Genomic DNA, 25,366 nt, shown 5'->3' on the forward strand with positions numbered 1-25,366 from the left:
CGAAGCGGTGCTCGACCCGGATCGAGCCGGTTGCATCGCCGAGGGGCGGCGCTCAGACCGCGCGCAGCACGGCGACGACCTTGCCGACCACGTCGGCGAAGTCGCCGAGGATCGGTTCGTAGGCCGAGTTGCGCGGCAGCAGCCAGGTGTGACCGTCCCGCTGACGGAACACCTTGACCGTCGCCTCTCCGTCAAGCATGGCCGCGACGATGTCGCCGTTCTCCGCCGTCTTCTGCTGCCGAACGACCACCCAGTCACCGTTGCAGATGGCAGCGTCGATCATCGACTCGCCCTGCACCTTCAGCATGAACAGCTCACCGTTGCCGACGAGTTGCCGGGGGAGCGGGAACACCTCCTCGACCTGCTGCTCCGCTGTGATCGGAACACCGGCGGCGATCCGGCCCACCATGGGCACCATGGTGGCGTCCCCGACGGGAATCGAGGTCTCGAAGTCGGCAGTCGCCTCGGCGCGGCCCGTGCTCTCCGGCAGATCGATCAGAACCTCGAGTGCACGGGGGCGGTTCGGGTCGCGACGCAGGTATCCGCTCAATTCGAGCTGACCCAGCTGATGCGCCACGCTGGAAAGCGACGCGAGACCCACTGCGTCGCCTATCTCGCGCATGCTCGGCGGGTATCCTCGCTGGCTCACGGAACGCTGGATGACCTCGAGGATCGCACGCTGCTTGTCGCTGAGGCTCTTGCGTCGTCGCGTGCGCGGCTTCTCCGTTGCGCGGCTGCGGCGAGCGGTAGGCGCCGAGGCAGCTGCAGTTCCGGCTCCGTGTTGCGGATCATCCGGCTGCGGGCCGTCGTGCTGTACATGGTCGACGTCGGTCACGTGCTCTTCCTCTCGTCATCGGCGGCCGACGCTGCTCTCTGCTGCGGCGATCTGCCCTTGTGGTTCGCGGTCTGCGACGAACGTTTCGAACGTCTCCCGCGGCGGATGCCGCAGCTTCTCGCAGCGGAGCTGCTCGAGCCTGTGCCGCTCAACATGCTCAATCGGTGAGGTAGCGGGATGCGAGCATCCGCAACCACACCTCGATCGAATGTCGGTGGTGCGTGTTGACGTTGTTCCTGACAGATCGAAACTCTATCCGGGTTTCGACCTGGATCGGCCATTCTGTTCGAGCGTGTTGGCAACTCGGACCGAAGAGATCCGAACATACCGTTGAATTCCGAAGGAATCGAAGATAGATTCGGAACACGGGTTCGAGACTGAAGGGAGACCGTCATGACGACCATCGCACTCGCGCACGCGGCACGGAACCGTCCGACGGCGAATCGTTCGACGCTGGACGGCTCGACGAGCCACCTGGATGCCGCCCCGGTTCGCTCGCAGGCGCCGGCCGATGTACGCCGCTCACGTGTCCGCACGCGTCTCACTCGTCGTGGCCGGGCCGTGCTGTCGGCGCTCATCGTGCTGCCGCTCCTGATGGGCGGGGGCGCGCTTCTGGCCAGTGGCGGTGCCATGGCGGGCATCCGGTCCTCGGGCGCGTCATTCCACCATCTGACGGTGCAGTCGGGTGAGTCATTGTGGAGCATCGCCCAACGTGTGGCCCCGCGAGATGACCCGCGGGATGTGGTCCTAGCGTTCGTCGATCTGAACGGCCTCTCGTCGAGCATGGTGCAGGCGGGGGAGCGACTGGCGATCCCGCGCGAGTTCGACGGCTCGAGCCGGTGAAGGTCCGCTCTAGCATTGATGCGTGACCTCGTTCTCCGATCTTCCGCTCCGCGATGATCTGCGCGGCAAGTCGCCGTACGGAGCACCACAGGCGCCTGTGCCAGTGGCGCTGAACGTCAACGAGAACACGCATCCGATTCCGGGCGACGTCGTGGCAGACATCCTCGAGTCGGTCGGAGAAGCGCTGAAGGGCGCGAACCGCTACCCGGATCGGGAATTCGTCGAACTGCGCGAAGCCCTGGCGAGCTACCTCGGACACGGTCTGGATGCGTCGCACATCTGGGCGGCGAACGGCTCCAACGAGGTGCTCCAGCAGATCATGCAGGCGTTCGGCGGCCCCGGACGCAGCGCCCTCGGGTTCGCGCCCACCTACTCGATGTACCCGCTGCTCGCGGCCGGGACGGGAACCGGATGGATCGCGGCCGATCGGGCACCGGACTACACGGTCACGCCCGACGAGGCGGCCACCGTGGTGCGGGAACGCCGTCCAGACATCGTGATCCTGTGCGCGCCGAACAACCCGACAGGGACGCCGCTCGGCCTGGACGTCGTCGAAGCGGTCTACGGCGCGACCGACGGCATCGTGGTCGTCGACGAGGCTTACCAGGAGTTCATGCCCGAGGGAGCGCCGAGCGCACTGACCCTGCTTCCCAATCGTGAGCGGCTGATCGTCTCACGCACGATGAGCAAGGCGTTCGCGTTCGCCGGTGTGCGGCTCGGCTACCTCGCGGCCGACCCCGCCGTGGCCGACGCCCTCCGTCTCGTGCGGCTGCCGTATCACCTCTCCGTTCTCACGCAGACGGCGGCCGTGGCAGCGCTTCGGCACTCCGGCGAGATGCTCGCGACAGTGCGCGACATCGTGCGGCAACGGGACCGGATCGCATCCCGTCTGACGGAATTGGGCTATCCCGTGCACGACTCGGGCAGCAACTTCGTGTTGTTCGGCGGGGTGGACGACCCTCACGCGATGTTCCTCGCTCTCAAAGAACGGGGCATTCTCGTGCGCGATGTCGGCATACCGCATCACCTGCGCGTAAGCGCCGGCACGGAGGCGGAGACCACTGTCTTCCTCGATGCCATGGGCGAACTGACCCCTGCACCGGCCGCCACGGCATCGTCGACCGCATCGACGAGCACGGCTTCCTCCCTCAATTAGGCTTGACGGCATGAGCAGCCGTACTGCGAGCATCCGCCGCGAGACCAGCGAGTCGAGCATCGAGCTGTCGCTCGATCTGGACGGCTCCGGCCACAGCAGCGTGCACACCACGGTGCCGTTCTACGACCACCTGCTCACCGCGTTCGCCAAGCACTCGCTCACCGATCTGACGGTGCGGGCAAAAGGCGACATCGAGATCGACGTTCACCACACTGTGGAAGACGTCGGCATCGTACTCGGCCTCGCGATCAAGGAGGCGCTCGGCGACAAGTCGGGAATCTCGCGCTACGGGGATGCGACCGTGCCGCTCGACGAGGCGATCGTGCAGGCTGTTGTCGACATCTCCGGGCGCCCGTATCTCGTGCACTCCGGCGAGCCGGTCGGTTTCGAACACCACTTGATCGGGGGCCACTTCACCGGATCGATGGTGCGGCACGTCTTCGAGGCGATCGCGTTCAACGCCGCGCTCACCGTGCATGTGCGTGTGCTCGGGGGTCGCGACCCGCACCACATCGCGGAGGCGGAGTTCAAGGCGTTCGCCCGTGCGTTCCGGCAGGCGAAGGCGACCGATCCGCTCGTTCGGGGCATCCCGTCGACGAAGGGCGCACTGTGACAGGCGGCCAGGCCGCCGCTCCCGCGCCCTCGGTCGTCGTGCTCGACTACGGTTCGGGCAATGTGCACTCGGCGGCCAAAGCACTCGAAGCGGCGGGAGCGCACGTGAGGCTCACGAGCGAACGCGAGGCTGCGATGGATGCCGACGGGCTGGTGGTCCCCGGTGTCGGCGCGTTCCAAGCGGTCGTGGATCAGCTTCAGGCTGTGCGCGGTGCCGAGATCATCGACCGGCGCCTCGCGGGCGGACGTCCGGTGCTCGGCATCTGCGTGGGCATGCAGGTGCTGTTCGAGCGCGGCGTCGAGCACGGACATGACACGAAGGGCCTCGGCGAGTGGCCGGGCTCTGTCGATCGGCTGGCATCCGACGTGCTGCCCCACATGGGTTGGAACTCCGTGGAGGCTCCTTCCGACTCCGTGCTGTTCGACGGTGTGGGTGACGAACGCTTCTACTTCGTGCATTCGTACGCGGCGCAGCGCTGGGAGATGGAGCAGTCCGGCCCATTCGCGGCCGCAAAGCTCACCTGGGCCGACCACGGAGGGCGATTCCTCGCCGCCGTCGAGAACGGGCCGCTCTCGGCCACTCAGTTCCACCCGGAGAAATCCGGTGAGGCGGGCATCCGGCTGCTGACCAACTGGGTGAAGAGCCTGCCTGTCATCCCCGCCTAGGCTGCGGTATTCGGCCGCTTCTCGCCTACCGTCAACGTCACCGAAAGAGCAAAGCCACAGATGAGCCCCATCAGCGACACCCCCGAACTCGTGCTGCTCCCCGCCGTCGACATCGCCGACGGCAAGGCGGTACGGCTGACGCAGGGCGAAGCGGGAAGCGAGACGAGCTACGGCGACCCGGTCGACGCGGCGCACGAATGGGTCGAGCAGGGCGCGGAGTGGATTCATCTCGTCGACCTCGACGCGGCGTTCGGCCGCGGCCACAACCGGGACGTGCTCAAGGCCGTCATGCGGTCCAGGCGTGACGTGAAGATCGAATTGTCCGGCGGCATCCGCGATGACGCGTCATTGGAGCAGGCGCTCGAACTCGGGGCGAAACGTGTGAACCTCGGCACGGCGGCGTTGGAGAATCCGCAGTGGGCGTCCGATGTGATCTCGCGCTACGGCGAGGCGATCGCGGTGGGCCTGGACGTGCGCGGAACGACCCTCGCGGCACGTGGCTGGACGAAGGAAGGCGGAGACCTTTGGGAGGTGCTCGCACAGCTCGAAGACGCCGGATGCGCGCGCTACGTCGTCACGGATGTCACGAAGGACGGCACTCTGCGAGGCCCCAACCTGGAGCTCCTGCGTCAGGTCACGGCGCGCACGCACCGGCCGGTGGTCGCCTCCGGGGGAGTCTCCAGCCTGGATGACATCCTCGCGCTCCGCGAGCTCGTCCCGCTCGGCGTGGAGGGCGCGATAGTCGGCAAGGCGCTCTACTCCGGCGCCTTCACGCTCCCGGAGGCGCTGGACGTTGCCCGGCGCTGAACGCTCTCGCCACCTCTTCGGCTCGACCGACCGGGCGGACTCGGCCGGCTTGCCATGGGGTGGACGTTCGTTCGAGCAGGGCCAGGCGACGACCGACGACGGTTCGGCCGACCCCGCTCTGCTTGCTTCCCTGATCGCATTCGGGCAGGGAACCGTGGACCAGGTGACTGTCATTGACGCGGTCCGTGCGTCGAGATTGCTCGTGCCTCTTCTGGCCCATGCAGGCGAAGTCGGCGAAACCCCTGATGGGCACCTCGTCGACAAGACGCAGGAGTTGTCGATCGCCACGGTGCAGGCGCCGGATGGCCGGGCCGTGTTGCCGGCGTTCTCCTCCGTTCAGACGATGTCCGCGTGGAACGCGCGAGCCCGCCCGGTTCCCGCTGTCGGACCGCGCATAGCGCTCGCGGCGGCGAGCGAGCAGACGGAACTCGTGGTGATCGATCCGACGACTCCGACTGAGTTCGTGCTTCGCCGTCCGGCGGTCAAAGCGCTGGCAACGGGTGCACCGTGGACGCCGCCGTGGCAAGACGATGCCGTGATCACGGCTTTCTCGGAGGCGACCCGCCAGGAGGAGGCAGTGCAGGCTGTGACCCTTTCGGCGGGAGACCCCACGGCCCTGTTGCGGGGGCCCGAGCTCGAGGTGGTCCTCGCGCTGCGCCCTGGCCTCGACCGGGATTCCCTCGACATCATCGTGGCGCGCCTCACGTCCGCGTGGGCAGCCTCGGCACTCATCGCGGATCGCGTCGACTCCATGACGCTCCGCGTCCGCTCAGCGGGCTGACCGGGAGCCGCCGTCGAAGCCGGTCAGTTCACCGGGCCGGTGTACTTCTCTCCCGGTCCCGAGCCCGGTGCATCTGGAATGACGGATGCCTCGCGGAACGCGAGCTGCAGGCTGCGCAGCCCATCGCGCAGGCTCCGCGCGTGCTGGTCGCCGATGTGCTGTGCGCTGGCCGTCACCAGGCCGGCCAAGGCGTCGATGAGCTTCCGTGCCTCGTCCAGATCGGTCTGGGCGTCCGGATCGTCCGCCAGGCCGCACTTCACGGCGGCCGCGCTCATCAGGTGCACGGCCGTTGTCGTGATCACCTCGACGGCCGGCACATCCGCGATGTCCCGCGTAGCCTCAGCGAGCGCCGCGGCTTCGGCTTGCAGTGCATCGCCTTCATCGAATCGGTGGATGTGCTGATCGGACATGAGGCCTCCGCGGCGGCTGGACATGGGTGAAGGGCGGCGGCCGCCGATTCTGCTTTCGGCCCGAGCGTCTGCTAGGCTGTGTCGGGCTTTCGGAGCATCATGCTTCGAAAGGAAAAGTGGAGACTCTCCCACCCGCGATGACCGCTTCATCAGGTTACCGGGTCGTTACGCACTCCGCTTCAGGTGACGAAAGTCTCCTGAAGCTGACGTAAAGGGTGCGGGATGCGCGGCCGTGCGCGAGCACGGATCGCACGTGTGTGAGACCTCTGCCGACCACTTGCGGCGCCGCCGTGGGTGCCGTTCACAGCACTGTTCGATCAGAGGAGACACGCATCAGCGATCCCCGTACCAATGACCGTATCCGCGTGCCCGAGGTTCGTCTCGTCGGCCCCGGCGGAGAGCAGATCGGCGTCGTCAAGATCGAGGTCGCCATCCGTCTCGCGCAGGAGGCAGACATGGACCTCGTCGAGGTGGCTCCGAACTCGAAGCCCCCGGTGGCCAAGATCATGGATTACGGCAAGTTCAAGTACGAGGCTGCGCAGAAGGCGAAAGAAGCCAGGCGCAACCAGGCGAACACCGTGCTGAAAGAGGTGCGGTTCCGCCTCAAGATCGACAAACACGACTACGAAACGAAGCGCAAGCGCGCCGAGGGATTCCTGAAGTCCGGCGACAAGGTCAAGGCGATGATCCTGTTCCGCGGGCGCGAGCAGTCCCGGCCCGAACAGGGCGTGCGTTTGCTGCAGCGATTCGCTGAGGACGTCGCGGATTTCGGTTCTGTCGAATCGACCCCGACCATCGACGGTCGCAACATGGTCATGGTCATCGGCCCCTTGAAGAACAAGTCGGAGGCCAAGGCCGAGGCCAACGCACAACGTGCCGCCAACCGGGCGCGCTCGCAGCAGCAGCGATCCGGGGAGACGGCCACCGAGGCGGAGATCGAATCCGCCACCGATGAGGAGAAATAATGCCCAAGCAGAAGACCCACTCCGGGGCCAAGAAGCGGTTCAAGCTCACCGGCAGCGGCAAGGTGATGAAGCAGCAGGCCGGCATGCGCCACCATCTGGAGCTCAAGACGAGCCGTCGTACGCGCCGTCTGAACCAGGACCAGGTGCTTCCGAACGTCGACGCCAAGGTCGCCAAGAAGCTCCTCGGCAAGTAAGCCGAAACGACGCGTAAAGGAACTACGAACAATGGCAAGAGTGAAGAGGGCCGTCAACGCCCACAAGAAGCGTCGGGTCATCCTCGAGCGCGCCGAGGGCTACCGCGGTCAGCGGTCGCGCCTCTACCGCAAGGCGAAGGAACAGGTCACACACTCGCTGGTCTACAGCTACCGTGACCGTCGTGCGCGCAAGGGCGACTTCCGTCGTCTCTGGATCCAGCGCATCAACGCCGCGAGCCGTCAGAACGGCCTCACCTACAACCGCCTGATCCAGGGACTGAACCTGGCAGGTGTCGAGGTGGACCGTCGCATTCTCGCCGAGCTCGCCGTGAACGAGCCGGCAACCTTCGCCGCGCTCGTCGAGACCGCGAAGAAGGCGCTGCCCGCCGACACGTCAGCCCCGAAGGCGGCCTGACCAGGCACAGCCAAGCAAGCGCAGGACGGCCCGGCTCTCCAGGGAACCGGGCCGTTTTTCGTTTGCGAGCGGGTGGAGCCGAGAGTCTCGAGCGGTCGAACTCAAGGTCGCGGACCACTTCGAGAACGGGACCCGCTCTGCGAGGTGGCGGCGTGTACGCCGCCGTACGCCACCACGCGGGAAGTCGACCGCGGCGTGCGCGACGGTGGCGCGCGCAAAACAAGTACCGACGCGCGCCAAGTCGGGTACGCGAGGCGCTCTGCGAGGCGGCGGCGTGTACGCCGCCGGACGTGACCGCCCGGGAAGTCGACCGCGGCGTGCGCGGTACCGCGCACGCAAAACAAGCACCGTCGCGCGCCAAGTCGGGTACGCGAGGCGCTCTGCGAGGCGGCGGCGTGTACGCCGCCGGACGTGACCGCCCGGGAAGTCGACCGCGGCGCGCGCGGTACCGCGCGCGCAAAACAAGCACCGTCGCGCGCGCAGAACAAGCACAGCTAGGCTGGGCGCGTGCTCGACAACCCCCGGTCGCCAAGGGTCCGTGCCGTCGCCAAACTCGCGAAGAAGTCGGCGCGTGCCGATACCGGTACCTTCTTGCTCGAGGGCCCTCAGGCTGCACGAGAGGTGCTCGCCTGGCGACCGGAGCTCGTCGTCGAACTTTTCGTCACGGAGCATGCCTTGCGCAAGCATGATGACATCATCGGTCTGGCCAGGCGGGCCGATGTACGCACCGAGCTCGTCGCGGAGCACGTGCTCGATGCAATGGCCGATACCGTCACGCCGCAGGGGTTCGTGGCGGTGTGCAAGCAGTTCCCGGTGTCCCTCGACGCGGTCTTCGACGCTTCGCCGCGGCTGATCGCGGTGCTCGAGGAGGTGCGCGACCCCGGGAATGCGGGCACGATCATCCGTGCCGCGGATTCAGCGGGAGCGGATGCGGTCGTATTCTCCGGTCATACTGTCGATCTCTACAACCCGAAGGTCGTCCGCTCGACGACGGGTTCGATCTTCCACCTGCCTGTCGCTGTGGGCGCATCGATCGACGCCGTGCTCGGCCGGGCCAAGGCAGCGGGACTCCGTGTGCTCGCGGCCGACATGGCCGGCGACGACTTGCTGGTCGCGCGCGTGAGTGGCGAACTTGCCGAACCGACGGCGTGGGTGTTCGGCAACGAGGCCCACGGGCTCTCCGACGAGGCCGTCGCTCTCGTCGATCGCGTGATCACGGTGCCGATCTACGGACATGCGGAGTCGATGAATCTCGCGACGGCGGCCTCGGTGTGCCTTTACGAGTCGGCGTTCGCGCAGCGCTCCTGACGAGCGGGTGCGCTGTCAGGGGTTGCGCACGGCGGTGACCACCATCGCGGCATAGTCCATGGTGAACGAACCGCCGACGTCGTCGATCGCCTGGCGGATCTCGTCGAAAATCGGTTCGAGTCGTTCGACGGGCAGCCGATTGAACCCGCCGGCGGTCTGGAGCCCGTCCAGCCATTCATCTGCGCCATACTCCCGGCGCCAGTCGAACCGCCATCGCTCGGCCTCGCCGAACTCGCCGGACTCCCGGATGCCCGCACTCGCCTTGTGCAGCTGCGACTCGTATCCGCTCAGACCGGCCGAAATCCCCCGGGCGAACGGCGTACCGGGCAGATGGCGTTCGAGTGCGGCATCGAGCGCGGCCCCGAGTTCAGGCGGGAACTGCATCACGTTCCAGAACACCGCGAGCCGTCCGCCTCCTCGCAGAACGCTCGCCGCTTTGGCTGCTCCGGTCAGGGGGTCTATCCAGTGCCAGGTCTGCCCGGCGACCACGAGATCGAAGTAGCGGCCCGCGGCGTCCCACTCCTCGAACTTCGCCACCTCGACGTCGAACCCGCGTGACCGCGCGAACTCGGCCATGCGGGGATCGGCGTCGACCCCCGTGATGCGTGCTCCGCGTTCGTGGAATGGCTGAGCTGAGATGCCGGTCCCGATGCCCACGTCGAGTACTTCCGCCGTGTTCGAGGCAGTGCGCGTCTCCGCCAGTGCCCGGTCTGCCAATTCGCTGGGGTAGCGCGGGCGGGCTCGATCGTAGGCCGCGGCGTGCACACCGAACGACTCGGCCATCTCTCGTGCCTTGTGGGACTCGGATGCTCTGAAGCGCTCGGGTAGAATGACCATGCGCCCACTATAAGTGGGCATGCGGTCACTGCGGTGCGTGATCGCGCTGAGCGAACGAGGGAGTGCACGTGACGCCGACCGGGGTCGTCTTGCAGGACGCACGCGCTCGCCTCTTCGACGCCGCGGATCAGGTGGTGCGCCGCGATGGAGCGAGCGGTCTGACCAGTCGCGCCGTGACGGAAGAGCTCGGCGTGGCGAAGGGAGTGCTGCACCGCCACTTCCCGGACTTCGACACGTTCCTGGCCGATTGGGTCGAGGAGAAGACGGTTCGGCTTCACGAGGTCGGCGACGAGCTGAACGCCGGAGCCGGAACATCGGGCGTGGTGACGAACCTGCGGAATGCATTGGTGCGCGTCTTCGACCCGCTCGGACTCGCGACCATCCGCATCGTGATCGCCAGGGATGCGGTGCGCGCGTTGCTGAAGGCATCCGGAGAACACCCGCTGTCGTATCTCGGCGAGGCCACGAGGATGCTCACCGCCTACCTCGCAGACGAGCGCGATCGAGGCCGTCTGGCGCCGGCCGCCGACCCGCGCACGATTGCACTCGCGTTGATCGGCTCCGGCCACCTGCTTTTCGCCGGCGAGCTCGGTGCCGCGCCGGCTCCGGACGCCGTCGACGAAGTGGTCGCAGCGATCGTCCTCGGCGTCGAGCCGGGATTTCCGGCCCCGGGCCCTGCGTAGACTTGATCTTCGTGCCAGAACCCATCCAGATCACCGAATCCGCGGTGCGATCGGCGGTCGAGGCGGCCCTGGCCGCGGTCGATGCCGCCTCTGATATCGCGGAGCTCAAAGCGGCTCGTGCGGCGCACGCCGCGGAGCATTCGACGCTTGCCAGACTCAATGCCGGGCTGCGCGACGTACCCGCCGATCAGAAGGCTGCGCTCGGCAAGCTCGTCGGACAGGCCAGGGGGCGGGTGAACCAGGCCTTCGCAGCCAGGGAGTCACTGCTCGCCGAAGCCGAGAACGCCAGGCGACTCGCTGACGAGGCGCTGGACGTGACAGAGGTGGGACTGCCCGGTCGCGCCGGGGCGCGGCATCCGCTCTCCGTGTTGCAGGAGCGCATGGCCGACATCTTCGTCGGCATGGGCTGGGAGGTCGCGGAAGGACCGGAGCTGGAGAGCGAATGGTTCAACTTCGACGCGCTCAACTTCGACGCCGATCACCCGGCGCGCGCACTGCAGGACACATTCTTCGTGGAGCCCCCTGAAGCGCACCTGGTACTGCGCACGCATACGTCGCCGGTGCAGGTTCGCGCGCTGCTGGAGCGCGAACTGCCTGTGTACGTTGTCGCACCGGGCCGCGTCTATCGCACCGACGAGCTCGACGCCACACACACCCCGGTCTTCAGCCAGATCGAGGGCATCGCCATCGACAAAGGTCTCACCATGGCGCACCTACGTGGCACGCTCGAGCATTTCGCGCGGGCGATGTTCGGCGACGAGGCGAAGATCCGCCTTCGTCCCAATTACTTCCCGTTCACCGAGCCGAGCGCAGAGATGGACTTCTGGCAACCAGGCGCCAAAGGCGGCGCCCGCTGGATCGAGTGGGGCGGCTGCGGCATGGTGAATCGCAACGTGCTGCGCTCCGCCGACATCGACCCGGATGTCTACAGCGGCTTCGCCTTCGGCATGGGCATCGAACGCGCGCTGCAGTTCCGCAACGGACTCAGCGACATGCGCGACATCGTCGAGGGAGACATCCGGTTCTCTCAGCAGTTCGGAATGGTGGTCTGATGCGCATCCCCCTGAGTTGGCTCGCCGAGTACGTCGACGTCGTCCCCGACTCCACACCGGAGGACGTGCACGCCGCGCTCGTCAAGGTCGGCCTGGAAGAGGAAGACATCCACCGCTTCGACGTCTCCGGGCCGGTCGTCGTCGGCGAGGTTCTCGACTACGTCGAGGAGCCGCAGACCAACGGCAAGACCATCCGCTGGTGCCAGGTGCGTGTCGCGCCGGAGGGCGAGACCGCTGCAGACGGCGGCGATGCCGTGCACGGCATCGTCTGCGGCGCCCGCAACTTCTTCGTCGGCGACGAGGTCGTCGTGGCATTGCCGGGATCGGTGCTGCCCGGCCCGTTCCCCATCGCGGCCCGCAAGACCTATGGTCACGTCTCCGACGGCATGATCGCCTCAGCACGCGAGCTGGGGCTCGGTGACGAGCACAGCGGCATCCTCCGCCTGGCCGAGCTCGGCCTCGACGCCCCAGCCGGCACGGATGCCATCGCCCTGCTCGGCCTCGACGACGCATCCGTCGAGGTGAACGTCACGCCCGACCGCGGGTATGCGCTCTCCATCCGAGGGATCGCCCGCGAGTACTCGCACTCGACAGGGGGAGCGTTCCGCGACCCCGCGCTCGCGGTCGAGCCCGTTGATGCAGAAGGCTTCCGTGTCACGATCGACGACGAGGCGCCCATCCGCGGCCGCGTCGGGGCCAGTGTCTTCGTCACCAGGGTGGTGCGCGGCATCGACCCGTCCGCACCAACGCCGGCCTGGATGGTCGCGCGGCTGGTACTGGCAGGCATCCGCTCCGTCTCGCTCATCGTCGACATCACGAACTACGTGATGGTGGAGCTCGGCCAGCCGACTCACGCGTATGACCTGAGCAAGCTGTCCGGCGGAATCACGGTGCGCCGCGCGAAGCCGGGAGAGAGCATCGAGACCCTCGACGGGCAGACTCGAACGCTCGACCGAGAAGACCTGCTCATCACCGACGACTCCGGGCCGATCGGGCTGGCGGGCGTCATGGGCGGCGCGCGCACCGAGGTCAGCGGCACGACCACCGACGTGCTGGTCGAGGCCGCCAACTTCGACCCGGTCACTGTCGCCCGCAGCGCACGTCGGCACAAGCTGCCGAGTGAGGCGTCACGCAGGTTCGAGCGCGGCGTCGACCCTGATGTGGCGCGCGCCGCTGCCGCCCGCGTCGTCCAACTGCTCGAAAAGCTCGGCGGCGGTCGCACCGACGGCCTCGGGTCGACCCAGCACGCAGTGGAGCCGCGCGAGCCGATCCTGCTCAGGAACGGCTTCGTCGACGCGCTCGTAGGCGTCGAGTTCACCGACCAGGAGGTGCGAACCGCGCTCGCCGAGATCGGCGGGGCAATCGAAGGGGCGGACGGCGCGCTCATCGTCACCCCGCCCAGTTGGCGCCCCGACCTCAACGACGCGGCCGACCTGGCGGAGGAGGTCGCCCGCATCGTCGGCTATGACCGCATCCCTTCCGTGCTTCCCGTAGCCCCTCCCGGCCGAGGCCTCACGCGCGGGCAGCAACTGCGCAGGCAGGCGGCGACAGTGCTCGCCGGCAGCGGTCTCACCGAGGTGCTCGTCTACCCCTTCGTCACACAGGCACAGAACGACCTGTACGGAACAGCGGGCGACGAGCCGGTGCCGTCGGTGCGTCTGGCGAACGCCCTGGATGCCTCCGTGCCGTTCATGCGGGCATCCCTGCTTCCCGGGCTGGTCGAGACGGCCAAGCGCAACCTGGCCCGCGGGCTGACCGATCTCGCCCTGTTCGAGATCGGTCTGGTGTTCCGGCCGGGCGGTCCTGTGCGAGGAACGGCGGAGCTTCCACCCGGATCCGTGGCGCCTGAGCAGAGCGCGCTCGAGCAGATCGCGAAGGGCATCCCTGCTCAGCCGCGCATGGTCGCCGCGCTTTTCGCGGGGGAATCGACGCCGAAGCAGCCCGGGCTGAACGCCATCGCCGTCGGCATCGCCGACGCGCTCGCCGCAGTGCGCACGTTGCAGTCGGCGCTCGGCGTGCCGCTGACGGTGCGGCAGGGCTCCCACAAGGCACTACACCCGGGCCGCGCGGCCGAGGTGCTCCTCGGTGGCGAGACGGTCGGATACGCAGGCGAGCTGCTGCCACAGCTGGCCGAAGATTCCGACCTGCCTCGCGTGGTCGCTGTGCTCGAGCTCGATCTCGACCAGATGCTGGCCGCCGCCGGACGGGACATCGAGGTGACACCCATCTCGACGTTCCCTGCGGCGACGCAGGACCTGTCGCTGGTCGTCGACGAGGCGATCCCTGCTGCGGACGTGCTCGTCGCAGTGGTCGAGGGCGCCGGCGAATTGTTGGAGCATGCGCGCATAGTCGACGACTACCGCGGTGACGGCGTCCCGGACGGGGCGAAGAGCCTGACCTTCGCGCTACGCTTCCGCGCTCCGGATCGCACACTCACGGCGGCCGAAGCGAGCGAGGCCAAGCTGGCCGGCGCTGCAATGGCCGGCGGGCGCTTCGGCGCGAGCGTCCGTGAGTAGCCGGTGCTTCTTTCGCCTCCGGGTCGCAGTCTTCGCCAACAGGCGCCACTCAGCCGCGGAGAACGGCAACCCGAAGGCGCTCGATGCGACACCGATTCGGTGACACGGCCACATGCCCGCTAAACTGGCACGCATGTCTCACGCTCGGCGCACCGCGACCGCACAGGTCTTCTCGGCCCGTGCCCTGCGCCGACGTCTGTGCCGACTTTTTCCGGGCGAGCGCCGAGGCTAGGCGACGCGTACGCGCCCGCGCATCAGCGCGGTCCTGCCGTGGGCGTCGCCGTACCGACCATCGTCCCGTCGACTCGATCGTGGCTTCGCCACACACAGACTCCATCGCCTGGGTCGTGCGAGCACCCTCGCACTGCTCTGGGCCTAGTCGCCAATAAGGTAGAGACATGTCCTATTCGGTTGCCGTCGCCGGCGCCTCGGGCTACGCGGGGGGAGAGCTCCTCCGCATCCTGGCCGATCATCCCTCGTTCGATATTCGCACCGTGACCGCGGGTTCCAATGCCGGGTCCCCGCTCATCGATCACCAGCCGCACCTGCGTTCTCTCGCGCATCTCACGTTGCAGGAGACGGATGCCACGACCCTCGCGGGTCACGATGTCGTGTTCCTTGCCCTTCCGCACGGGGCGTCAGGCGCGATCAGCGCTCAACTCGGCGATGACGTGCTCGTTGTGGATTGCGGAGCCGATCACCGACTGACGTCCGAGGCGGACTGGAACGCCTTCTACGGCGGCGGCTACGCGGGCGCCTGGGCATACGGTGTGCCGGAACTGCCGACCGTCGACGGCAAACAACGGGATTCCCTCGTCGGCGCAACCCGCGTCGCCGCTCCCGGCTGCAATGCGAGTGCGGTCTCGCTGGCCATCGCTCCCGGAGCGGCTGCAGGGCTCATCGACGAGACGGACATCGTGGCCGTGCTCGCAGTCGGCCCGAGCGGTGCGGGCAAGAGCCTGAAGACCGCGTACCTCGCCTCAGAACTGCTCGGCAACGCGGTCCCGTACGGCGTGGGGGGAACGCACCGGCACATCCCGGAGATCCTGCAGAACCTTCGCGTCGTCGGCGCAGCGAACCCGGCCATCTCGTTCACGCCGGTGCTCGTCCCGATGGCGCGGGGTATCCTGGCCACCGTTTCGGCGCCTCTGAAACCCGGCGTCTCGGTCGATGAGGTGCGAGCGGCCTGGAACGACGCGTACGCGGGGGAGCCGTTCGTGCAGGTGCTGCCCGCAGGCAAGTTCCCGCGCACCGCCGATGTGCTGGGGGCCAACACGGCGCTGATCGGCATCGCGGTGGACTCTAGGGTGAACCGTGTCGTGTCCATCGTCGCCGTCGACAACCTGGCGAAGGGCACGGCGGGTGCCGCCATCCAGTGCGCGAACATCGCGCTCGGCTTGCCGGAGACCACCGGCCTCAGCGTGAACGGAGTCGCCCCGTGAGCATCACGGCACCCGCAGGATTCGCCGCGACGGGCGTCGCCGCCGGACTCAAGACGAGCGGCGGGCTCGACTTGGCGCTCGTGCGCAATCTGGGCCCGCTGCAGAACGCGGCGGCGGTGTTCACCTCGAACCGGTGCAAGGCCAACCCGGTGCTGTGGAGCGAACGCGCCGCCGCCGACGGAGTCGTGTCCGCCGTCGTCCTCAACTCGGGCGGCGCCAACTGCTACACCGGCTCCGAAGGATTCCAGACCTCGCACGCCACCGCCGAAGCGGCGGCGGAGCACCTCGGCGTCTCCGCGGGCGACGTGGTCGTCTGCTCGACCGGCCTCATCGGCGATCAGCTGAACCGCACGGCCGTGACGGAGGGCGTCGCAGTTGCAGCGGGGTCCCTCGCCGAGGGGGAATCCGGGGGGCTTGCCGCCGCACAGGCGATCATGACGACCGACACGCATCCGAAGCAGGCATACGTGGCGGGCGACGGTTGGTCGATCGGCGGCATGGCGAAGGGTGCAGGCATGCTCGCCCCAGGGCTCGCCACGATGCTCGTCGTGATCACCACCGACGCCGCCCTCGATGCCGCCGCCCTCGACGCCGCGCTCCGCGCGGCTACCCGCGTCACGTTCGACCGGCTGGACTCCGACGGATGCATGTCCACCAACGACACCGTCGTGCTGATGGCCTCTGGCGCGTCGGGCATCACCCCGATCTCCGATGAGTTCGCTCTCGCGCTCACCGACCTCTGCCACGACCTCGCTTTGCAGCTACAGGGCGACGCCGAGGGTGCGTCGCACGACATCGCCATCGAGGTGGTGCATGCTGCCACCGACGACGACGCCGTGAAGGTTGCGCGTGCGGTCTCCCGCAGCAACCTCTTCAAGGCCGCCATCTTCGGGCAGGACCCGAACTGGGGCAGGGTGCTCGCGGCCGTCGGAACCACGGACGCCCGGTTCGATCCCTACGGAATCGACGTCGCGATCAACGGCATCCAGGTCTGCACGGCGGGCGAGCCGGACCGGCCGCGCGACCTCGTGGATCTCAGCCCGCGCGCCACCTCCGTCGTGATCGATCTCCACGCCGGCGACACTTCGGCGACCATCCTCACCAACGACCTCACGCACGATTACGTGCACGAGAACAGCGCGTACTCCAGCTGATGACCGATCCCGCCGATACCGAACCACAGGCCCTGCCGCTGATAGCGCACCACAGCACCAAGGCCGCTGTGCTCATCGAGGCGTTGCCCTGGCTGAAGGCATTCCACGGCGAGACGATCGTCATCAAGTTCGGCGGGAACGCGATGGTGGACGATTCACTCGTGCGCGCGTTCGCCGATGACATCGCGTTCCTCCGCTTCGCCGGCATCCGTCCCGTCATCGTGCATGGTGGCGGTCCTCAGATCTCCGCCATGCTCGATCGCCTCGGCATCGTCAGCGAGTTCCGCGGCGGCTACCGGGTGACGACACCGGAGACCATGGATGTCGTCCGCATGGTGCTCACCGGTCAGATCAGCCGCGACATCGTCGGCCACATCAACCGGCACGGCGCGCTCGCCTCCGGCATGTCGGGCGAAGACGCCCGGCTGTTCGAGGGCCGCGTGCGTACGGAACTCATCGACAACGTGCCCGTCGATCTGGGGCTGGTCGGCGACGTCGTCGGCGTCAACCCTGAGGGAGTGCTTGCCGAACTGCACGCGGGCCGCGTACCCGTGGTCTCGTCGATCGCGCTCGACGCCGATGTGCCCGGTCGTACGCTGAACGTCAATGCGGATGCCGCAGCCGCAGCCCTTGCGACAAGCCTCGGCGCGGCGAAGCTGGTGATACTCACGAACGTCCCGGGCCTCTACCGGGACTGGCCGGACCGTGACTCGCTCATCTCCACCATCACCTCCGGTGAGCTGCGCGAACTGCTGCCGTCGCTCGACGCCGGAATGATCCCGAAGATGACCGCCTGCCTGCACGCCGTCGATGGCGGCGTGCCGAAGGCTGCTGTTATCGACGGCCGAGACGAGCACTCGCTCCTCTTCGAACTCTTCACCACCACAGGCAGCGGAACGGAGGTGACCGCGTGACGGTTACGACAAGCCCGGCCTCTACCGGCCAGCCCGGCCCAGGGCGGCACTGGCACGAGACCTTCGGCGAGGTGATGATGGGCTCGCTCGCCGTGCCGGCCGTCATGCTCGATCACGGCCGAGGCGCCTATGTGTGGGATGTCGACGGCAAGGAGTACCTCGACTTCCTCGCCGGCATCGCGGTGAACGCGCTCGGCCATGCGCATCCGGTGCTGCTGGATGCGCTCTCCGCTCAGGCAGCGAAGCTCGTCCACGTCTCGAACTACTTCGCGACGCCACCCCAGGTCGCCCTCGCCGAGCGGTTGCTGCGCATCACAGGGGCCGGTTCGTACGGCCGGGTCTACTTCTGCAATTCGGGCACGGAGGCGAACGAGGCGGCGTTCAAGCTGGCGCGGCTCAACTCGGCGGGTTCGCGTTCGCGCATCCTCGCGCTGAAGAACGGCTTCCACGGCAGAACGATGGGCTCGCTCGCTCTCACCGGCAAGCCGCACATGCGAGAGCCTTTCGAGCCTATGGTTCCCGGTGTCGAGCACATCGACTCGACGATCGACGCACTCGAGGCTGCCCTGGACCACATGGTCGCTGCGCTCTTCGTGGAGCCGATCAAGGGCGAAGCAGGTGTCATCGACCTTCCCGACGGATATCTGGCAGCGGCGCGGGAGCTCACGCGGCGGCACGGCGCGCTGCTGATCCTCGACGAGATCCAGACCGGAGTCGGCCGCACCGGTGAGTGGTTCGGCTACCAGCACGCGTGCATCGTGCCCGACGCGATCACCATCGCCAAGGGAATGGCCGGCGGTGTTCCGATCGGTGCGCTCGTGACGTTCGGAGAGGCATCCGGACTTTTCGCCCGCGGCCAGCACGGCAGCACATTCGGCGGAAATCCGCTCGCCACTGCCGTTGCAGGCGCCGTGCTCGAGGAGATCGAGCGTGCCGGCCTGGTCGAGAACGCAATGAGGCGCGGGGCGGAGTTGCGTCAGGTGCTGACATCGATCGGATCCCCGCTCATCGCCGAGATCAGGGGAGAGGGACTCCTGATCGGCGTCGGCCTTTCCGCGCCCGTCGCCGATCAGATCACCGCTGCGGCGTTGCACAACGGCCTGATCGTGAACGCGCCCAACGAGTCGAGCATCCGACTCGCCCCACCGCTCATCATCGGTGACGAAGAGGTCGCCGAGTTCGGTCGGCGTTTCCGCGCCGCACTCGCCGAAATCGGTCGGCAGCAGCTCGACCACCAGCAACAGCTCGACGACCAGCAACAGGGAGCCTGAACCGTGACCCGCCACTTTCTGCGTGATGACGACCTGACAGCTCAGGAGCAGACGGAGATCCTCGACCTTGCAGTGCGCATTCGCGACGATCGCTGGGGTCGCAAGCCGCTTGACGGCCCGCAGACGGTTGCGGTCATCTTCGACAAGTCCTCCACGCGCACCAGAGTCTCGTTCGCCGTCGGCATCGCCGATCTCGGCGGCAGTCCGCTCATCATCAGCACTGCGAACAGCCAGTTGGGCGGCAAGGAGACGCCATCCGACACGGCTCGTGTGCTCGAACGCATGGTTTCCGCGATCGTCTGGCGCACCTACGCGCAGACAGGACTCGAGGAGATGGCGAGAGGTACGACCGTTCCCGTGGTCAACGCACTCTCCGACGACTTCCATCCCTGCCAGCTGCTCGCCGACCTGCTCACCATCAGGGATGTCTTCGGCTCGCTCGCCGGGCTGACCGTCGCGTTTCTCGGCGACGGGGCGAGCAACATGGCGCAGTCCTACCTGCTCGCCGGGGCGGTCGCGGGCATGAACGTACGGGTGGCGTCTCCCGACGAGTTCGCTCCGCATGATGAGGTGGTCGCCGACGCCGACGCTCTCGCAGCGGGCAACGGCGGCTCGGTCACGCTTTACACGGACCCGTTCGAGGCGGCGGCGGGGGCCGACGTCATCGTTACAGACACCTGGGTCTCGATGGGGAAGGAGGAAGAGAAGGCACACCGAATCGCCGCGATGGGGAGCTACAAGGTGACACCCGAGCTGATGGCGCTGGCGAAGCCGAATGCGATCTTCCTGCATTGTCTGCCTGCGGATCGCGGGTACGAGGTGGACCCCGAGGTCATCGACGGGCCCCAGAGCTCGATCTGGGACGAGGCGGAGAACCGCCTGCATGCGCAGAAGGCGCTCCTCGTCTGGCTGCTGGAGAAGAACGCAGGATGAGCGGACGGGTCCGCAGTACGAGAGGTGCGACGTATGCCTGATGGGTCGAGTGGCAACCGGGCTGCCGAAGCCGGCGCGCTCTGGGGCGGGCGGTTCTCCGGCGGCCCCTCGCCGGAACTGGCCGAGCTGAGTCGTTCCACGCAGTTCGACTGGCGTGTGGCCGAATATGATATCGCGGGGTCGAAGGCACACGCGAAGGCACTGGCTGCGGCCGGATACCTGACCGCCGACGAGCTGCCGGCGATGACGGATGCCCTCGATGAGCTGCTCGCAGACGTGAGTTCCGGCGCGTTCGGTCCACTGGCATCCGATGAAGACGTGCACTCCGCCTTGGAGCGAGGTCTCGTCGAACGCGCCGGCGTCGAACTGGGCGGCAAGCTCCGTGCCGGCCGCAGCCGCAACGACCAGATCGCCACGCTCGTTCGGCTCTTCCTGCGTGACCACGCCGAGAAGCTCGCACGGCTGGTACTCGACCTGATCGACGCGCTGGCCTCGCAGGCAGAGGCCAATCCCGATGCGATCATGCCGGGTCGCACGCACCTCCAGCACGCTCAGCCGGTGCTGCTCGCCCACCATCTGCTGGCTCACTGCTGGCCGCTCGTGCGCGACCTCGAACGCATTCGTGACTGGCGCATCCGGTCGGATGCTTCGCCGTACGGTTCCGGAGCCCTCGCCGGCAACACGCTTGGCCTCGACGCGACGCTTGTCGCCTCCGAGCTGGGATTCTCGGCAGTGGTCGAGAACTCGATCGACGGCACCGCCTCCCGTGACCTCGTGGCCGAGTTCGCGTACGTCACGGCGCAGCTCGGCGTGGATGTCTCGCGCTTCGCGGAGGAAATCATCCTCTGGAACACGAGGGAGTTCGGCTTCGTCACGCTCAGCGACTCGTATTCGACCGGGTCGTCGATCATGCCACAGAAGAAGAACCCCGATATCGCGGAGCTCGCGCGTGGCAAGGCCGGACGACTGATCGGCAATTTGAGCGGGCTGCTCGCCACTCTCAAGGGGCTGCCGCTGGCGTACAACCGCGATCTGCAGGAAGACAAGGAACCGGTCTTCGATTCCGTGGACACGTTGGAAGTGCTGCTGCCGGCCTTCACAGGCATGGTGGCCACACTCCGCTTCCACACCGAACGGATGCGCGAACTCGCTCCCCAGGGATATTCACTGGCGACCGACGTGGCCGAGTGGCTCGTCAAGCAGCACGTTCCGTTCCGGGACGCGCACGAGATCACCGGCAAGCTGGTCGCGCATGCGGAATCGCACGCTCTCGACCTCGAGGAGGTCGACGACGCTGCACTCGTGGCGATCTCGCCGCACCTGACACCGCAGGTGCGCGAGGTGCTGACGGTCGAGGGCTCGGTGTCCTCACGTGACGGTGTCGGGGGGACGGCGCCCGCCCGCGTTGCCGAGCAGCGCGCCCACCTCACCGAACGCGTGCGCATCCTCTCGGACACGATCTTCGGCGCCGGCGTGTGATGGCAAGGCGCAGGCAGCGGCTGACGACGGCGATCGCGGTGGTCGCCGCGGCCGTCGTGATCCTGGCCATCGCAGCCACCCTGGTCATCGGCGGCCGGCTCTTCTAGCGCCCAGCCATGTACGTTCCCGATAGGTCGTTCTTCGAACGCAGTTCACTCGAGGTGGCTCCCGAGCTCCTCGGTGCCCACCTCACGCATCTCACCGACGACGGACCGGTCACATTGCGACTGACCGAGGTCGAGGCGTACCTGGGTGACGGAACGGACCCCGGGTCGCACGCTTTTCGAGGCATGACGCCGCGCAACGCCGTCATGTTCGGCCCGGCAGGGCATGTCTACGCGTACTTCACCTACGGCATGCATACCTGCGCCAACCTGGTCTGCTCGAAGGAGGGCGAAGCGTCCGGGGTTCTGTTGCGCGGTGCCGAGGTGGTCGGGGGAGAGGAGCTTGCCCTGCGACGTCGAGGAGGGAAGGCGCCGCACCGCGATCTGGCACGCGGCCCTGCGCGGCTGACCGTCGCGGCGGGCATTCGCCTGGATGAGAACGGTTCCGACGCCTTCCAACCACCGTTCTCGATCGAGTTGCTCGACATCCCGGTCACTCCGTTCTCGGCCGGACCGCGCACCGGCATCAGCGGGCCGGGCGGCGACGAGTCGTTGTACCCCTGGCGCTTCTGGATTCCGGGCGACGTGACGGTGTCGCCGTACAAGCGGCATCCTCGCGCGAAGTCGTCGAGTCGATCCGCCGCTGCCGTTTGAGTATCGGGGCTTCGACTCTCGAAGTCGATCGGCTCGGCTGAGCGAGCCGACTCGGTCAGCTCCCCCTTGATCACCGACAAGCGGGTGGCCGGCATATCAACGTGAGCCCGCCGGAACCTGCCTCAGATCCCGATCGCGAACCGGAACAATCCGCCGCACGCAGCGGCCCACACAAGACTCACCAGTGTGCCGATGATGAATCGCTCCCGCACTTCGGCGCCGTCCAGCTCGCTGAATCGTCCGACGCTCTTGATGGCGATGACAGCGGCGACCGCCTCCGGAAAGCCGGCCATGATGCTCGCCGTCGTCGCGATCCTCTCGAAGACGCCGATCACTGTTCCGCCGCGCAGCACCTCGCCGCGCACAACCTCGCCATCCGGAACCGTGCGTTCCACGACGATGCCGCCGTGGGTTCCCTCGAGCATGCTTCCCCGCGACGCGACGGCCAGCACGAAGAGCGTGGCGGGCCCTCCGCCGAGCACGCTGAGTGCCAGAACGGCCAGCCCCAGCACGACGCTGTACACCGGCAACGGTCGCTCGTGGGGGAGCACCACGGCGATCATGCCGACCGTGATCGCCGCCGCTGCCGCGATCACCAGCCACCGTCGGGGCGTTTTCAGTGTCACGGCCGCTGCGGCTACTCCGAGCCCGATCACCACGATGACGAATGCCCAGTAGACGATGGTCAGTGCCGGGTGCAGCAAGGGAAAGGCCATCTCACTCTCCTTCGGCCGAGCGCTCGTCCAAGTCCTGCATCAGCCTAGTGAGCGCAGGCACGGCGGCCGCCTCAGGATGGATGCCGGCAGCCCGCGCGCGTGAGCTCACGGCTGGTTCGCTGATGTTCAGCCGTGCTGACGCCTCTCGTTGAGTGAGACCCTGCCGCATGAGGTCGTAGAGCTCCCATCCCGCGTTGCTGCGTCTGGCACGTGTGGTGAGGAGCAGCTCGACGAGAGCCTCGACGTCGGACGCCCGCTCTTCCTCTGCCGAACCTCCCGAGCGCAACGCGAACCGCGTTGTTCGCTTCTTCGCCGCGTCCACGGCCTCTCTCGCCGCGAAGAACGCAGGTCCGGTTGCGGCTCGCGCATCGGCGGGCAACGGCTCCCGCACCCGGCCGCATCCGATTCCCACGCTCCATTCGCCGGTGCGTGTCAGGTCGAGCGCGATGCCGAGCGCCGCATCCGCGGCCGCGGTCACGGTCTGCACCTCGTCACCGGCGTTGCGGTCGACTCCGAGCGTGAGCATCTCCCCGAACACCTGTTCGAGCCGGCGCTGCGTCTCGTGCACGACATCCGGGCGATGGCGGCTGTTCACCTGATCCGCTGTGATGACGAACATGGCGCCTCCGATGCAAGATAAGGCGTCAAGCCTAACCCATTCCTAGTTAAGGCGTGAGCATTCATCTATGACAGTGTAGGCCGCCATGCATTGCTACTGTTGTGGCGTGCCAGCCGAAGTCCTCTCCGCCCAGCGCAACGACCCGAGTTTCGACGACATCTGGGACGAACTCATCTGGCGCGGACACGTTCATGTCTCGACCGACCCTGCCGCACTGCGCGAAGCTCTGGCCTCGGGGCCGATCACCTACTACTGCGGCTTCGATCCGACGGCCGCGAGCCTCCATCTCGGCAATCTCGTGCAGCTCATCCTCATGCGCCGGCTCCAGCTGGCAGGGCACAAGCCGCTGGGCCTGGTCGGCGGATCGACAGGTCTCATCGGAGATCCGCGTCCCTCGGCGGAACGCACACTCAACACGAAAGAGACCGTCTCCGAGTGGGTCGGCCATCTCCAAGCCCAGGTGTCGCGATTCCTCAGTGACGACGGCGAGACCGCGATACGCCTCGTGAACAACCTGGACTGGACCGCACCGTTGTCGGCGATCGACTTCCTCCGTGACATCGGGAAGCATTACCGGGTCGGCACCATGCTCAAGAAGGATGCCGTCGCAGCCCGCCTGAACTCCGACGCCGGAATCAGCTACACCGAGTTCAGCTATCAGATCCTCCAGGGTTACGACTACCTCGAGCTCTACCGTCAGTACGAATGTGTGCTTCAGACCGGCGGAAGCGATCAGTGGGGCAACCTCACCAGCGGCACCGATCTGATCCATCGGGTCGAGGGCGCCAGCGTGCATGCGATCGGAACGCCTCTGGTGACGAACAGCGATGGGACCAAGTTCGGCAAGAGCGAGGGGAATGCGGTCTGGCTCGATCCAGCCATGACCAGCCCGTACGCCTTCTACCAGTTCTGGCTCAATACGCTCGACGCCGACGTGGTCGACCGCCTGAAGGTCTTCACGTTCTTGCCACGCGACGAGATCGAGCGGTTGGAGCAGGCCGTTGCCGACGAGCCGTACAAGCGCGAGGCGCAGCGGATGCTCGCCAGAGAGGTGACGAACCTCGTGCATGGCCGGGTAGCCACCGAGGCCGTCGTCTCCGCAGCCGAAGCGCTGTTCGGCGACGGCGACCTCGAAGCGACGGATGCCGCCACTCTCGAAGCGGCCCTTCGCGAACTTCCGAACACGACGACGGCTCCGAACGCACCGATCGCCCAATTGCTGGTCGACACGGGTCTTACTTCCAGCTTGTCGGAGGCACGCAGAGCGATCGCGCAGGGCGGGGTGTATGTGAACAACGCCAAGGTGGTCGATGCTGCCGCGACTGTAGCGACCAGCGTTCTCCCGAGCGGGGTTGCCGTGCTCCGGAGGGGGAAGAAGACGCTCGCCGGCGTCTTCGTCGAATGATCTCGATCTCACGGATGCCCGGCGACACGCCCGGCTCGCGCAGCGATTTGCTCCGCGCATTCTGCCCCACGTACAGTAATCACCTGTCGCCCAAAGGCGCGGAAAGCTCGCAGAGCGGCCCGCCTCAAGAGTGGCGATCCTCAGCCGAAGAGCTACTCCTCTTGCAGGAGAGAACCACTGGCTTGTAGGATGAAAGACCACCCCGAAGAGCAGATCGCCAGATCGACTCGAACGTGATCCGATGTGTTGAACACGTCTAGTCCGGGCGGACAGTCGAGTTGACAATCGTGCTGCGGGTGGTAAGGTAGTGAGGTTGCCTCGGGGAGAGGGTCGCGAGACCCGAAACCGAGAGTGTCCGATCCTTGAGAACTCAACAGCGTGCACAATGTCAAATGCCAATTTACCTCGGCATCAACTTTTTTTGGTTGGTGTGGAGATTCCTTTGGATTAGATATTTATTTGAATGTCAGTTTGATATTCGATTCTAGTCAAGACAAGCTCGCGATTCGTGAACCTTTTTTGGTTCGTGTTTTGTATGGGTGTTTCCGGTGGGTCCTTTTGGGGGCTTGTCGGGTTTGAACATTTATGGAGAGTT

The 25,366-nt window shown here is 67.0% G+C and carries 27 protein-coding genes; 22 read left to right on the plus strand and 5 right to left on the minus strand.

Features of this window, described 5'->3' with window-relative positions; genetic code table 11:
* Positions 1-52: 52 nt before the first annotated feature.
* The gene (gene lexA / locus ACYVDK_RS16625) at positions 53-835 is read right to left on the minus strand and encodes a transcriptional repressor LexA (RefSeq protein WP_460523789.1); all 783 of its coding nucleotides are present in this window, start codon (positions 833-835) and stop codon (positions 53-55) included.
* On the opposite strand from lexA, the gene ACYVDK_RS16630 reads away from it, so the two are divergent.
* The 7 genes from ACYVDK_RS16630 to ACYVDK_RS16660 all read left to right on the plus strand — a co-directional run bounded on the left by ACYVDK_RS16630 (position 779) and on the right by ACYVDK_RS16660 (position 5,700).
* Positions 779-1,003: a hypothetical protein gene (locus ACYVDK_RS16630; protein ID WP_460523845.1), complete on the plus strand. Its 225-nt coding sequence runs from the start codon at positions 779-781 to the stop codon at positions 1,001-1,003. The genes lexA and ACYVDK_RS16630 overlap by 57 nt on opposite strands.
* 225 nt (positions 1,004-1,228) lie before the next feature.
* Positions 1,229-1,678, plus strand: a complete 450-nt coding sequence (locus ACYVDK_RS16635; protein WP_460523791.1) for a LysM peptidoglycan-binding domain-containing protein — start codon at positions 1,229-1,231, stop codon at positions 1,676-1,678.
* Positions 1,679-1,700: 22 nt separating this feature from the next.
* A complete protein-coding gene (locus ACYVDK_RS16640) occupies positions 1,701-2,834 on the plus strand; it encodes a histidinol-phosphate transaminase (RefSeq protein WP_460523793.1) in 1,134 nt (377 codons plus the stop codon).
* Between the two features lie 10 nt (positions 2,835-2,844).
* A complete protein-coding gene (gene hisB, locus ACYVDK_RS16645; RefSeq protein WP_460523795.1) occupies positions 2,845-3,447 on the plus strand; it encodes an imidazoleglycerol-phosphate dehydratase in 603 nt (200 codons plus the stop codon).
* Complete coding sequence (hisH, locus tag ACYVDK_RS16650) at positions 3,444-4,112, plus strand: imidazole glycerol phosphate synthase subunit HisH (protein ID WP_460523797.1); 669 nt, start codon at positions 3,444-3,446, stop codon at positions 4,110-4,112. Before hisB ends, hisH begins: the two co-directional genes overlap by 4 nt.
* 60 nt (positions 4,113-4,172) lie before the next feature.
* Positions 4,173-4,919 (plus strand): 1-(5-phosphoribosyl)-5-[(5-phosphoribosylamino)methylideneamino] imidazole-4-carboxamide isomerase, encoded by a 747-nt coding sequence (gene priA, locus ACYVDK_RS16655; protein WP_460523799.1) that lies wholly within the window; start codon positions 4,173-4,175, stop codon positions 4,917-4,919.
* Between the two features lie 49 nt (positions 4,920-4,968).
* On the plus strand, positions 4,969-5,700 hold the full coding sequence (locus tag ACYVDK_RS16660; protein ID WP_460523843.1) for an SseB family protein: 732 nt from the start codon (positions 4,969-4,971) through the stop codon (positions 5,698-5,700).
* Between the two features lie 23 nt (positions 5,701-5,723).
* Here ACYVDK_RS16660 and ACYVDK_RS16665 read toward each other — a convergent pair whose 3' ends face one another.
* A complete protein-coding gene (locus ACYVDK_RS16665; RefSeq protein WP_460523801.1) occupies positions 5,724-6,110 on the minus strand; it encodes a DUF1844 domain-containing protein in 387 nt (128 codons plus the stop codon).
* A gap of 365 nt (positions 6,111-6,475) precedes the next feature.
* Here ACYVDK_RS16665 and infC point away from each other — a divergent pair, with 365 nt between their 5' ends.
* From infC to ACYVDK_RS16685, 4 genes are all read left to right on the plus strand, one after another.
* Positions 6,476-7,075 (plus strand): translation initiation factor IF-3, encoded by a 600-nt coding sequence (gene infC, locus ACYVDK_RS16670; protein WP_460523803.1) that lies wholly within the window; start codon positions 6,476-6,478, stop codon positions 7,073-7,075.
* The gene (gene rpmI, locus ACYVDK_RS16675; RefSeq protein ID WP_440296034.1) at positions 7,075-7,269 is read left to right on the plus strand and encodes a 50S ribosomal protein L35; all 195 of its coding nucleotides are present in this window, start codon (positions 7,075-7,077) and stop codon (positions 7,267-7,269) included. Before infC ends, rpmI begins: the two co-directional genes overlap by 1 nt.
* Positions 7,270-7,300: 31 nt before the next feature.
* Complete coding sequence (gene rplT / locus ACYVDK_RS16680) at positions 7,301-7,684, plus strand: 50S ribosomal protein L20 (protein ID WP_460523805.1); 384 nt, start codon at positions 7,301-7,303, stop codon at positions 7,682-7,684.
* A 507-nt stretch (positions 7,685-8,191) separates the two neighbouring features.
* Positions 8,192-8,992, plus strand: a complete 801-nt coding sequence (locus ACYVDK_RS16685; protein ID WP_460523807.1) for a TrmH family RNA methyltransferase — start codon at positions 8,192-8,194, stop codon at positions 8,990-8,992.
* Between the two features lie 15 nt (positions 8,993-9,007).
* On the opposite strand, the gene ACYVDK_RS16690 is transcribed toward ACYVDK_RS16685, so the two are convergent.
* Entirely contained in the window at positions 9,008-9,829 is an 822-nt protein-coding gene (locus ACYVDK_RS16690; RefSeq protein ID WP_460523809.1) for a class I SAM-dependent methyltransferase, read from the minus strand.
* Between the two features lie 68 nt (positions 9,830-9,897).
* Between ACYVDK_RS16690 and ACYVDK_RS16695 the strand changes: the two genes are divergently transcribed.
* From ACYVDK_RS16695 to ACYVDK_RS16740, 10 genes are all read left to right on the plus strand, one after another.
* Positions 9,898-10,512 carry a TetR/AcrR family transcriptional regulator gene (locus ACYVDK_RS16695; RefSeq protein ID WP_460523811.1) on the plus strand — a complete coding sequence of 205 codons (615 nt, stop codon included), beginning with the start codon at positions 9,898-9,900 and terminating at the stop codon, positions 10,510-10,512.
* Between the two features lie 11 nt (positions 10,513-10,523).
* Positions 10,524-11,564: a phenylalanine--tRNA ligase subunit alpha gene (gene pheS, locus ACYVDK_RS16700; protein ID WP_460523813.1), complete on the plus strand. Its 1,041-nt coding sequence runs from the start codon at positions 10,524-10,526 to the stop codon at positions 11,562-11,564.
* Complete coding sequence (gene pheT / locus ACYVDK_RS16705; protein WP_460523815.1) at positions 11,564-14,080, plus strand: phenylalanine--tRNA ligase subunit beta; 2,517 nt, start codon at positions 11,564-11,566, stop codon at positions 14,078-14,080. Before pheS ends, pheT begins: the two co-directional genes overlap by 1 nt.
* Positions 14,081-14,478: 398 nt before the next feature.
* The gene (argC, locus tag ACYVDK_RS16710; RefSeq protein ID WP_460523817.1) at positions 14,479-15,522 is read left to right on the plus strand and encodes an N-acetyl-gamma-glutamyl-phosphate reductase; all 1,044 of its coding nucleotides are present in this window, start codon (positions 14,479-14,481) and stop codon (positions 15,520-15,522) included.
* Positions 15,519-16,676: a bifunctional glutamate N-acetyltransferase/amino-acid acetyltransferase gene (argJ, locus tag ACYVDK_RS16715; protein WP_460523819.1), complete on the plus strand. Its 1,158-nt coding sequence runs from the start codon at positions 15,519-15,521 to the stop codon at positions 16,674-16,676. Before argC ends, argJ begins: the two co-directional genes overlap by 4 nt.
* Entirely contained in the window at positions 16,676-17,590 is a 915-nt protein-coding gene (argB, locus tag ACYVDK_RS16720; RefSeq protein ID WP_460523821.1) for an acetylglutamate kinase, read from the plus strand. Before argJ ends, argB begins: the two co-directional genes overlap by 1 nt.
* Complete coding sequence (locus tag ACYVDK_RS16725) at positions 17,587-18,861, plus strand: aspartate aminotransferase family protein (RefSeq protein ID WP_460523823.1); 1,275 nt, start codon at positions 17,587-17,589, stop codon at positions 18,859-18,861. The genes argB and ACYVDK_RS16725 overlap by 4 nt, the downstream gene beginning before the upstream one ends.
* 3 nt (positions 18,862-18,864) lie before the next feature.
* Complete coding sequence (gene argF / locus ACYVDK_RS16730) at positions 18,865-19,794, plus strand: ornithine carbamoyltransferase (protein ID WP_460523825.1); 930 nt, start codon at positions 18,865-18,867, stop codon at positions 19,792-19,794.
* 33 nt (positions 19,795-19,827) lie between these two features.
* Positions 19,828-21,273: an argininosuccinate lyase gene (gene argH / locus ACYVDK_RS16735; RefSeq protein WP_460523827.1), complete on the plus strand. Its 1,446-nt coding sequence runs from the start codon at positions 19,828-19,830 to the stop codon at positions 21,271-21,273.
* Positions 21,274-21,389: 116 nt separating this feature from the next.
* Entirely contained in the window at positions 21,390-22,031 is a 642-nt protein-coding gene (locus ACYVDK_RS16740) for a DNA-3-methyladenine glycosylase (protein ID WP_460523829.1), read from the plus strand.
* Positions 22,032-22,153: 122 nt separating this feature from the next.
* On the opposite strand, the gene ACYVDK_RS16745 is transcribed toward ACYVDK_RS16740, so the two are convergent.
* Together ACYVDK_RS16745 and ACYVDK_RS16750 are read right to left on the minus strand one after the other, a co-directional pair.
* Positions 22,154-22,747 carry a hypothetical protein gene (locus tag ACYVDK_RS16745; protein ID WP_460523831.1) on the minus strand — a complete coding sequence of 198 codons (594 nt, stop codon included), beginning with the start codon at positions 22,745-22,747 and terminating at the stop codon, positions 22,154-22,156.
* A gap of 1 nt (position 22,748) precedes the next feature.
* Entirely contained in the window at positions 22,749-23,366 is a 618-nt protein-coding gene (locus ACYVDK_RS16750; RefSeq protein ID WP_460523833.1) for a DNA-binding protein, read from the minus strand.
* Positions 23,367-23,472: 106 nt separating this feature from the next.
* Between ACYVDK_RS16750 and tyrS the strand changes: the two genes are divergently transcribed.
* Positions 23,473-24,771, plus strand: a complete 1,299-nt coding sequence (gene tyrS, locus ACYVDK_RS16755) for a tyrosine--tRNA ligase (RefSeq protein WP_460523835.1) — start codon at positions 23,473-23,475, stop codon at positions 24,769-24,771.
* Positions 24,772-25,366: the final 595 nt, after the last annotated feature.

It is taken from the genome of Humibacter antri (assembly GCF_054777235.1).

Excerpts from the sequence above, each read along its gene's own strand:
- ACYVDK_RS16635 (WP_460523791.1), top strand. The coding sequence starts at position 1,229 with ATGACGACCATCGCACTCGCGCACGCGGCACGGAACCGTCCGACGGCG.
- hisB (WP_460523795.1), top strand. The coding sequence starts at position 2,845 with ATGAGCAGCCGTACTGCGAGCATCCGCCGCGAGACCAGCGAGTCGAGC.
- priA (WP_460523799.1), top strand. The coding sequence starts at position 4,173 with ATGAGCCCCATCAGCGACACCCCCGAACTCGTGCTGCTCCCCGCCGTC.
- ACYVDK_RS16665 (WP_460523801.1), bottom strand. The coding sequence starts at position 6,110 with ATGTCCGATCAGCACATCCACCGATTCGATGAAGGCGATGCACTGCAA.
- rpmI (WP_440296034.1), top strand. The coding sequence starts at position 7,075 with ATGCCCAAGCAGAAGACCCACTCCGGGGCCAAGAAGCGGTTCAAGCTC.
- rplT (WP_460523805.1), top strand. The coding sequence starts at position 7,301 with ATGGCAAGAGTGAAGAGGGCCGTCAACGCCCACAAGAAGCGTCGGGTC.
- ACYVDK_RS16690 (WP_460523809.1), bottom strand. The coding sequence starts at position 9,829 with ATGGTCATTCTACCCGAGCGCTTCAGAGCATCCGAGTCCCACAAGGCA.
- pheT (WP_460523815.1), top strand. The coding sequence starts at position 11,564 with ATGCGCATCCCCCTGAGTTGGCTCGCCGAGTACGTCGACGTCGTCCCC.
- argC (WP_460523817.1), top strand. The coding sequence starts at position 14,479 with ATGTCCTATTCGGTTGCCGTCGCCGGCGCCTCGGGCTACGCGGGGGGA.
- argB (WP_460523821.1), top strand. The coding sequence starts at position 16,676 with ATGACCGATCCCGCCGATACCGAACCACAGGCCCTGCCGCTGATAGCG.
- argH (WP_460523827.1), top strand. The coding sequence starts at position 19,828 with ATGCCTGATGGGTCGAGTGGCAACCGGGCTGCCGAAGCCGGCGCGCTC.
- ACYVDK_RS16740 (WP_460523829.1), top strand. The coding sequence starts at position 21,390 with ATGTACGTTCCCGATAGGTCGTTCTTCGAACGCAGTTCACTCGAGGTG.
- ACYVDK_RS16745 (WP_460523831.1), bottom strand. The coding sequence starts at position 22,747 with ATGGCCTTTCCCTTGCTGCACCCGGCACTGACCATCGTCTACTGGGCA.
- ACYVDK_RS16750 (WP_460523833.1), bottom strand. The coding sequence starts at position 23,366 with ATGTTCGTCATCACAGCGGATCAGGTGAACAGCCGCCATCGCCCGGAT.